Here is an 8,893-nt window from a genome sequence, read left to right as displayed (position 1 = left end):
CAACAACATTTTTAAATGGCGTATCAGCCTTACTAAGAATAGTGTCATCAAAGATATTTGTATAAATTTCTGTAATATCTTTCAAACCGATGATGCCGCTCATCTTGCCAGCCTTATCGACTACTATAAGTACATAAGCATTTTTCTCACGAAGTAGGTTGATCGCTTCGTATAGAGACGCGTCCTCATCTACAAGCACTGCCTCATCAAGATCAACGTCCTTTAATTTTATTTTCATAGTTGTTAATAGCTTTGGCTCGTCCACGCCAAAGTGCTTTAAAACGAATTTTGTCTCCTTATTTAAATCGCCGAGCCTAACTGCTTTTGCATCGTATTTGCCAAGACTATTGACAAGGTAGGCGTATGAGATAGCGCTCGCGATTGAATCCGTATCAGGCACCTTATGACCTGAGACGTAAACTTTTTTATTCATTAAATCACCTTCCATATTATATTCATATACTATAACACATTTTGATAAAAAAATAAAGGATTTAGTAATTAATTTTGCAAAAAGCCTTGAAAAATTATTTCGATTGTAGTAAAATTGATTGATATAAAAGGAATGGTGTAATTATGTCAAAGAATTATGAAATTAATATGACGGAGGGAAAACTCCTTCCAAAATTAATAAAGTTTTCGATACCCTTGATGTTATCGAGCACTTTGCAGCTCTTCTTTAACGCCGCCGATGTTATAGTTGTCGGACGTTACGCAGGGGACGCTGCACTTGCCGCAGTTGGTTCGACCGGTGCACTGATTAATCTAATCATCAATCTATTCATCGGTATATCGATAGGTGCGAGCGTGCTTATGGGTCAGGCGATAGGTAAGGGCTCATACAAGGACGCGCAAGATACGCTTCATACGTCGATGCTATCGGGTTTACTTGGCGGCTTTATCATGATAGGGGTCGGTTACTTTTCAGCAAGGCCAATGCTTGAACTGATGCAAACACCCGAGGAAGTTATTGATCTAGCGACACTTTATATGCAGATCTACTTCATGGGTATGCCGGGCTTTATGATATATAACTTCGGCGCTTCGATACTTAGAGCAGCAGGCGACACAAAGAGGCCGCTTTACTACCTAGCCATCTCAGGCGTTATGAACATAGTTTTAAATTTATACTTTGTAATAGTTTTAAAGAAGACAGTTGACGGAGTTGCTCTTGCTACCATCATCTCGGAAGCTTTCTCAGCCGTGCTAATAGTTTTGTGCTTGATGAAGAGCGACGGCTACTTGAACTTAAAGCTAGATAAATTAAAGATGGATTGGAAAAAGTTTGGCGAAATGCTTAGGATAGGTTTGCCATCAGGCTTTACAGGGGCACTATTTAGTATATCCAATATGCTTATACAATCCTCAATCAACTCCTTCGGTAAGCTTGTAGTCGCTGCAAACACAGCAGCTGGCAACATCGAAGGCTTCGTCTTTATGGCGATGGACGCCATCTATCAAGCCTCACTATCATTTGCCTCGCAAAATATGGGTGCGAAAAAGCTTGACAGAGTTGACGAGATACTTAAGACAACCATCGTCATGGTGTCAGTCGTGGGCCTAGTCCTAGGCATAGGCGCATATTTAGCAGGTAATTTCTTACTAAAATTATATACACCAAACCCAGAAGTTATCGAGATTGCGATGCTAAGGCTAGGTGTCATATCGACAACATATTTACTTTGCGGCATCATGGACGTTTACTCAGGCGTAATACGCGCGATGGGCTATTCACTAACACCTATGATCATAGCTGTCGTATGCATTTGCGGCTTTAGAATATTGTGGATCATGAGTGTATTTCAAAAGTATCACGAGCAATGGATTTTGTATATCTCATATCCATTGTCCTGGTTATTGACTACCATAGTCTACGTCTTTACTTATATCTATGTGAAGAAGAAGGTAGGGGAACGTTTTGCCTTGGAAGAAAATAATTAGGCGAAGGGCTTGACAAAAACGAAAATTATATATATAATGATTAGTGAACTTAATAAGTCTCATAAAGAGTGACGGAGGGAATAGGCCCTATGAAGTCCGGCAACCTGCTAGCAAGGTGCCAAATCCTACAGCGCAGCTGAAAGATGAGAAGAACGAACCTTCAGCTATGAAGGTTTTTTTATTTTACACGATGCGCCGCGAGAATATATTTGCGGCTTTAAATTAGAAAAAATATATTAAGGAGGAAGATTATGTATAAAAAACTATTTACATCTGAATCGGTAACAGAAGGTCATCCCGACAAGGTTTGCGACCAAATATCAGATGCAATTTTGGACGATATACTAGAAAAGGATCCAGAAGCAAGATGCGCGATCGAAACAACTGCATCAACTGGTTACGTTTTAGTATCAGGACAAATCACAACAAACTGCTACGTTGATATACAATCTGTAGTTAGAAGGGTTATAGCCGACATAGGCTACACTAGAGGAAAATTCGGCTTCGATGCAGAAAATTGCGCTGTACTTGTATCGATCGAAGAACAATCTAAGGATATAGCACTAGGCGTTGACAAGGCGCTTGAGACTAAAGAGCACTCAAAAGATAAATATGATTTAATAGGTGCAGGCGACCAAGGTATGATGTTTGGCTACGCTTGTAATGAGACTGAAGTTTATATGCCACTAGCCATATACTTATCACATAAGCTAGCAAGAAGGCTAGCTGAAGTGCGTAAGGACGGCACACTAAGCTACTTAAGACCAGATGGCAAGACACAAGTAACTATCGAATACGACGGAGACAAGCCAAAGAGAGTTCACACTATAGTCGTTTCTACTCAACATAAGGACGGCGTTAGCCTTGACAAGATTAAGAAGGACATCATCGAACACGTTATAAAACCAGTTGTTGATCCAAAACTAATTGACGACGAGACAATCATTTACGTAAACCCAACAGGACGTTTCGTTATAGGCGGACCAAAGGGCGACACAGGTCTAACAGGAAGAAAGATTATCGTTGACACATATGGCGGCTACTGCAGACATGGCGGAGGAGCCTTCTCAGGCAAAGACGCTACAAAAGTAGATAGATCCGCTTCATACGCAGTAAGACACGTTGCGAAAAACCTAGTCGCAGCAGGCCTTTGCGATAGATGCGAAATTCAAGTTTCATACGCAATAGGTATAGCAAAGCCGATATCCATAAACGTAGATACATTTGGAACAGGCAAGATCGATGAGACAAAGATACTTGAGATAGTTGAAAAAGTATTTGACCTTCGCCCAGCCTTCATCATCGACTACTATGACCTAAGAAAACCAATCTTCCACAAGATTACTAACTACGGACACTTCGGTCGTGACGATATTGATCTTCCTTGGGAAAGATTAGAAAAAGTTGACGAGATCAAAAAACTTGCTAAAATTAAATAGTATATAAATTATATATATAATAGGAAGAGAACTATGAGCAGCGTGCCCATAGTTCTTTTTTGTATGAAGATTATTTGCTTTTTTCTTTTGAACGTCTTAAATATAAGTCCTCTTTAAGAATATCAAGAAAAGAATCAATATTGTAATTGTGAGGAAAAGACAAAGTGCATTCAATTGAAGAACAATCTTCTAAGTCCTCTTCAAGTATATCAAGTGAGCGTACCTCGATGCCCTCGCTCATGCATAATTCTTTAAATTCTTTGCTTTTAAAGTTTTCACTGTCAAATTGCATGTAAAACTTAATTAATTCTCTCTTATTTAGAAAATCATTTATACCTTTTAAATTAACTAAAGTAATTAGGCAAATGATAGTTGCGATAATCGCCCCTTGGTAATAGCCTATGCCGACAGCAAGACCATTGGCAGCGCATAACCATAGAGTCGCCGCAGTCGTTAGGCCCTTAACAACATCTTTCTTTTGAAGTATGGTGCCTGCACCTAAGAAGCCTATACCGCTGATGGCTTGACCAGCAAATCTTGTCGCGTCCCAGCCCTTGTCACCGTAGAAACCTTCAAAGCCATCGACAGATATGAGCATGATTAAACAAGAAGCGAGCGAGACTATGATGTGAGTCCTAAGGCCGGCCGCCCTGTTTTTCTTTTCGCGCTCGATGCCTATCAGTGCTCCAAGTAGTGCTGCGAGTAAAAGTCTTCCTATAATATGTAATGTGTCCATTAAATCACCGTCCTATTAAGTATTATAACATAAATTTTTATAAATAGTAAAGCCATGATATTTTTATGTGATGCCATTACTTGACATTTGTATTGAATAGGTATATAATGACAAAATAGTTTTAAAACATAGCAAGTATATAATTTGGCTATGATAATTTTAGCGATTAAAACGAAAGAAGGGGGAAAAATGAAAGTAAGTAAAAAAGTATTAGCATGTTTATTGCTAATGGTAATCGTGATTACTCAGCTAACACCAAGCTTGTTTGTGCGCGCTGAGGAAGGAGAAGAAACAAAGTACAAATTAAGCTTCGAGCTTGAAAGAGATGCGAGCGCTTTGAATGAAATTTATCAAATGCATGATGAGGCTGAAAGCGAAAGTGAAAAGACAGATGAAAGCGTTTCTGATAAAGAGGCAAATGGCGAAGCAAATGCAAATCAAGATGAAAAGAGCAAAGCAAATCAAGTTAATGACAATGACACAGTGGTTGACTTGAGTCAAGAAACAGAAGCTAAAGAAATTTCATCTGAAGAAGCAGAACCAATAGAAGAAACAAATGCTGAAGCTGAATCAAATGAAGAAGAAAACGAAGAAGCAGTAGTATTGCCATCAGGCGGCGGCGAAGGCTCTGCAGAAGAAAAGGCAGAAGAAGTAAAGGACTTAAATATCACTTATACACTTCACATAAAAGGCGAAGCTGAAGAAACTGTAGAAAAAAGAATCACTTATTCAGTAGAAAAAGCTGATTTCGTTGGAGATTTAAAATTCGATGGCATCGAAACACTAAGCAATAATCTAGAAGTGAAATACTATACAAAGGATGACGGATCAAGCTTTGACGAAGAAAGAGAAAACTTTGACTTATATCTAGAAACAAACGCAGAAAAAACAGTTTTAGAATTACCAAGAATAGGTGAAAAAGAAGATTCACTAAGAGTAAAGGAAAGTAATTTTGAAGAAGAACTACAAATAAGCGAAGAAAAAGTAAATGAAGCAGTGGTTGATCCTAACGCAAAACATTATCTAAGCTTTGATATAAGCAGATATGAAATGACTGATTATGATTACATTATTTCAACATATACTAACTATTGGATGAGTAGAGATGATCAAAATGTTTTTGATAGTGACGAGTGGAAATTAAATAATTTTACAGTTATTAACGAGCTTCATATAGATGGAGTTGATGAAACAATAAAGGAAAAGATGATCTATGATGGAGATGCATATACTTGGTCAGAAAAGATAGAGTTTAGAGATATAGAAGTGCCATACGGAGATATTGAGATTCAATATTATAAAAAGGAAGATAACAGCCTAGTTAAACCATATCTTTTACATTATGATTTTTATCTTAAGAAGTCAGAAGATGGCAAAATGATTCTTCAAGTACCTAGATTGGCTCCTAAAGATACTTATTCAGGCGATGCTAATCAAGTTAAAATATTTAAAGTAAGCAATGTAAGTATAAAGGATAAGGATGGCAATGTCAAGGAAGTAACTCCAACTGAGATAGATGACACCAATTTAGATATTACAGAAGACTTAGGCGGAATTAAGCCTAGCGATACTGTATATGTGAATGGCAAATCTGGAGATGACCAAAACGATGGGCTATCAAAAGAAAATGCAGTAAAAACATTTGCAAAAGCAAAAGATATAGCTAAAAGCAATCAAGCTATTGTAGAGATAGTGGTAACTGGCCAAACAGACATTGAGGGAGATGTTTCTCTTGAAGGAACAAATGCTAAAGTTTGTAGAAGCAAGGATTATAACGGATTTTTATTTAATGTAGCTAAGGGAAAAACAGCTACATTATCAAAGATAATTATAGATGGCAGATCTAATTCAAATAAAAGCATTGAAAAATCTTTAATTAGAGTTAATACTGGAGCAACGCTTAATATACAAGACGGCGCTGTATTAAAAAACAACAAGATAAAGGATATTAAAAACACAGCTACACAGGGCGGAGCGATAAACGCGTTTAATGCGACTATAAACATGACTGGTGGATCTGTAGAAGATAATCAAGCTACTTATGGCGGAGGAATTTATTTATATGGATCTACAATGAACTTCTCTGGTGGAGTCGTTCAAAATAATGAAGCTAAACGAGTGATTGATTATGCCTATGGCGGAGCAGTTTATTCGGCGGGGGGGGGGTATCATTGCTAGCGGAGCAAGCACGATAAATTTCTCTGGAGAAGCAAAAGTTATAAACAACTCTGCCGATGAAGTTGGTGGAGGAATAAGTTTAGGAACAAGACAAGTTGAAAAACAAAATAAGCTTTACATGACAGGTGGGCTTATTGATGGCAATACAGCCGGAGCTTCAGGCGGAGGAATTTTCATACAATGTAGGCTATTTAATAGTGGTAAATCTATTGCTTATATATCATCTGGCAGAATAACTAATAACAAAATGAGTGGAACCGGAATTACAGAAAAGGCTTTCGGCGGAGGAGGCATTTATGTTAATGGCTTCCCTGCTTCATGGGACTATGCTGGCACACATTATTATGGTGAAAACGGTGAGCTATATTTAACAAATGCTATAATAAGAAATAATAATTCTGATAAGGAAGGAGCTGGATTTGCTGGTTGCCCTATATCAAAAACAGAATTTTATGTAAATAATGGCGTTGCTATATATGGTAACAAAACTAGCGCTGGAATAAATAATGATAAGGGAAAGACAGTTTATCTATTGTCAAGTCAGTCTTATATGTCTCATAGTGGACAAGCGGAATACAAACTTGATAAGAGGATGTTAGGTGGAGCACCATACGATTGGAAAAAAGTAATAGGCTCTGAAATAATTCCTTTGCCAGATAATGAACTAGAAGCTACATTGCCAGCAAATTCTGAATTAGCATTAAATTCAAACGACAAAGGCAATGATCTTACAGAAGCCTTAGGAAAAGTAATTATAGAAAATAATTATTCAGCTACAAGAGGAGCTGGTATTGGAAGTAATGGTACAATAAAATTTGGGACAGAGGCTCCTACTACTGAAGTGTCTGTAGAAAAGAAATGGGACGATAATAATGATGAAAAGAAAATTCGTCCTGAGTCTATTACCGTAAACTTAATAGCTAATTATGAAGGAAAAGAATATAAAGTTGATTCGGTTGTATTAAGCAAAGATAATAATTGGAAACATACTTTTAAAGATTTACCTACAGTTAATGATAACAATACAATAACTTATACAGTTAAAGAAGAGCCTATTAAGGGATATAAGGGCGAAATAACAGGTTCAGATAAAGAAGGCTATACTATCACAAACACTCCTGAAGAACCTGAAAAAGAGACAAAAGAAATCAAAGTAAGTAAAGTTTGGGTTACAACTGACGAAAAAGCTATTGCAGATAAAATAGAAGTTGAATTATATAAAGATAATGAAAGAACAGAAAAAACATTAACACTTAATGCAGAAAACAATTGGGAAGGCGTATTTAAAGATCTTGATGTTAAAGATGAAAACGGTAACAACATAACTTACACTATAAAAGAAGCAGGCGAAACAAATAATAAAATCACTTTCGATGGCAAAGAATTTAAAGTAAGCTATTCTGGAAACGAAACTACAGGCTATACTATCACAAACAGCTACAACCCACCAGAAGAACCAAAGAAAGAATACAGAGACATCTCAGTAGAAAAAGCTTGGGAGATAAGAGGCATGAAGCCTATTAGCCATATCGAAGTAGAATTATATAGAGATGGGGTTCCTACAGGCAATACTCTAGTCTTAAGTGAAGCGAATGGCTGGAGCGGCAGCTTTAAGAACTTAGTGAAAGCATCTGATGGCGGACACATCTATAATTATAGTATTAAAGAAATTGGCGAAAAATTCTACACTGTAGAAATATCTGGCGAATACTACGAAGTTATATACAGAGGCAATATGGACAGTGGCTTCACTATAATCAATAGAGAAGAACCTCCAAAGAAGCCTCAAAGAAGAGATATCAGAGTTAGAAAAGTTTGGGACGTCACAAATGAAATACCAGTTGAGGCAATTCAAGTTGAGCTATATAAAGACGGTAGAGCGACAGGAAATGTGATCACACTTAGTAAGGCCAATGGCTGGAGCGGACGTTTCGAAGATTTGCTTGCATATGACGCAGCCGGAGTTAAATATGAATATAGCGTAAGAGAAGTTGGCGAAGCATCGCGCAGAGTCAGCATCTCAGGCAGTGACTACGACGTTATCTACGAAGGCGATATGAATCATTCATTTGTAATTACAAATAAAGAAAATACTCCACCAAAGAAAAAGATTGACTTTGACGTAAATAAGATATGGAGAACAAGTGGAAAGACAGAAGCAGTTCAAGCTGAATTATATATGGACGGAGCTGCTACAGGTAAAATCATCACACTTAGCGAGGCTAATGGCTGGAGTGGCGTCTTTACAGATCTTGATCTAGAAGATGCAAATGGCATTAAACACATATACACTGTTAAAGAAATAGGTGAAGTATCTGGTGGATACTATATTGGCGAAAGAAAGTTTAATGTTATTTATGAAGGAAGCATGAATAATGGCATAACTATTATCAACAGCGAAGAACCTCCAAAAGAAGAAGAGGAAGAACCATCAAAAGACAAAGATGACGAGCCAAAAGAAAAAGATAGAGAACATGAAAAACACAGAATACCAAAGACTGGTGTCGAAGAAGGAACTTTATCCATAGTCTTAGCGCTATTAGTTCTAGTCGGACTATTCTTTGTAAAGAGAAAACTTAATGAGGGTAAAAGTAAATAG

6 protein-coding genes and 1 riboswitch are annotated in these 8,893 nt (G+C 37.3%); of the genes, 4 read left to right on the top strand and 2 right to left on the bottom strand.

The window, feature by feature from the left end; genetic code table 11:
• A partial coding sequence (locus tag Q0E71_RS05890) for a CBS domain-containing protein (protein ID WP_294796958.1) occupies positions 1–433 on the bottom strand: 433 nt, incomplete at its 3' end.
• Positions 434–576: 143 nt separating this feature from the next.
• Between Q0E71_RS05890 and Q0E71_RS05885 the strand changes: the two genes are divergently transcribed.
• Positions 577–1,941 (top strand): MATE family efflux transporter, encoded by a 1,365-nt coding sequence (locus Q0E71_RS05885; RefSeq protein WP_294796957.1) that lies wholly within the window; start codon positions 577–579, stop codon positions 1,939–1,941.
• A 56-nt stretch (positions 1,942–1,997) separates the two neighbouring features.
• A riboswitch (SAM riboswitch) is annotated at positions 1,998–2,091 on the top strand.
• A 101-nt stretch (positions 2,092–2,192) separates the two neighbouring features.
• The gene (gene metK, locus Q0E71_RS05880; RefSeq protein WP_294796954.1) at positions 2,193–3,380 is read left to right on the top strand and encodes a methionine adenosyltransferase; all 1,188 of its coding nucleotides are present in this window, start codon (positions 2,193–2,195) and stop codon (positions 3,378–3,380) included.
• Positions 3,381–3,450: 70 nt separating this feature from the next.
• Here metK and Q0E71_RS05875 read toward each other — a convergent pair whose 3' ends face one another.
• Positions 3,451–4,116: an MgtC/SapB family protein gene (locus Q0E71_RS05875; protein WP_294796952.1), complete on the bottom strand. Its 666-nt coding sequence runs from the start codon at positions 4,114–4,116 to the stop codon at positions 3,451–3,453.
• A gap of 189 nt (positions 4,117–4,305) precedes the next feature.
• Here Q0E71_RS05875 and Q0E71_RS05870 point away from each other — a divergent pair, with 189 nt between their 5' ends.
• Both Q0E71_RS05870 and Q0E71_RS05865 read left to right on the top strand, forming a co-directional pair.
• Complete coding sequence (locus Q0E71_RS05870) at positions 4,306–6,294, top strand: hypothetical protein (RefSeq protein WP_294796950.1); 1,989 nt, start codon at positions 4,306–4,308, stop codon at positions 6,292–6,294.
• Complete coding sequence (locus Q0E71_RS05865) at positions 6,245–8,893, top strand: Cna B-type domain-containing protein (RefSeq protein ID WP_294796949.1); 2,649 nt, start codon at positions 6,245–6,247, stop codon at positions 8,891–8,893. Before Q0E71_RS05870 ends, Q0E71_RS05865 begins: the two co-directional genes overlap by 50 nt.

The organism is uncultured Fenollaria sp. (genome assembly GCF_934202865.1).
Lineage (GTDB): Bacteria > Bacillota > Clostridia > Tissierellales > Peptoniphilaceae > Fenollaria.
The sequence above is the reverse complement of the archived record's forward strand: the minus strand, read 5'-3'. Positions and strand labels throughout refer to the sequence as shown.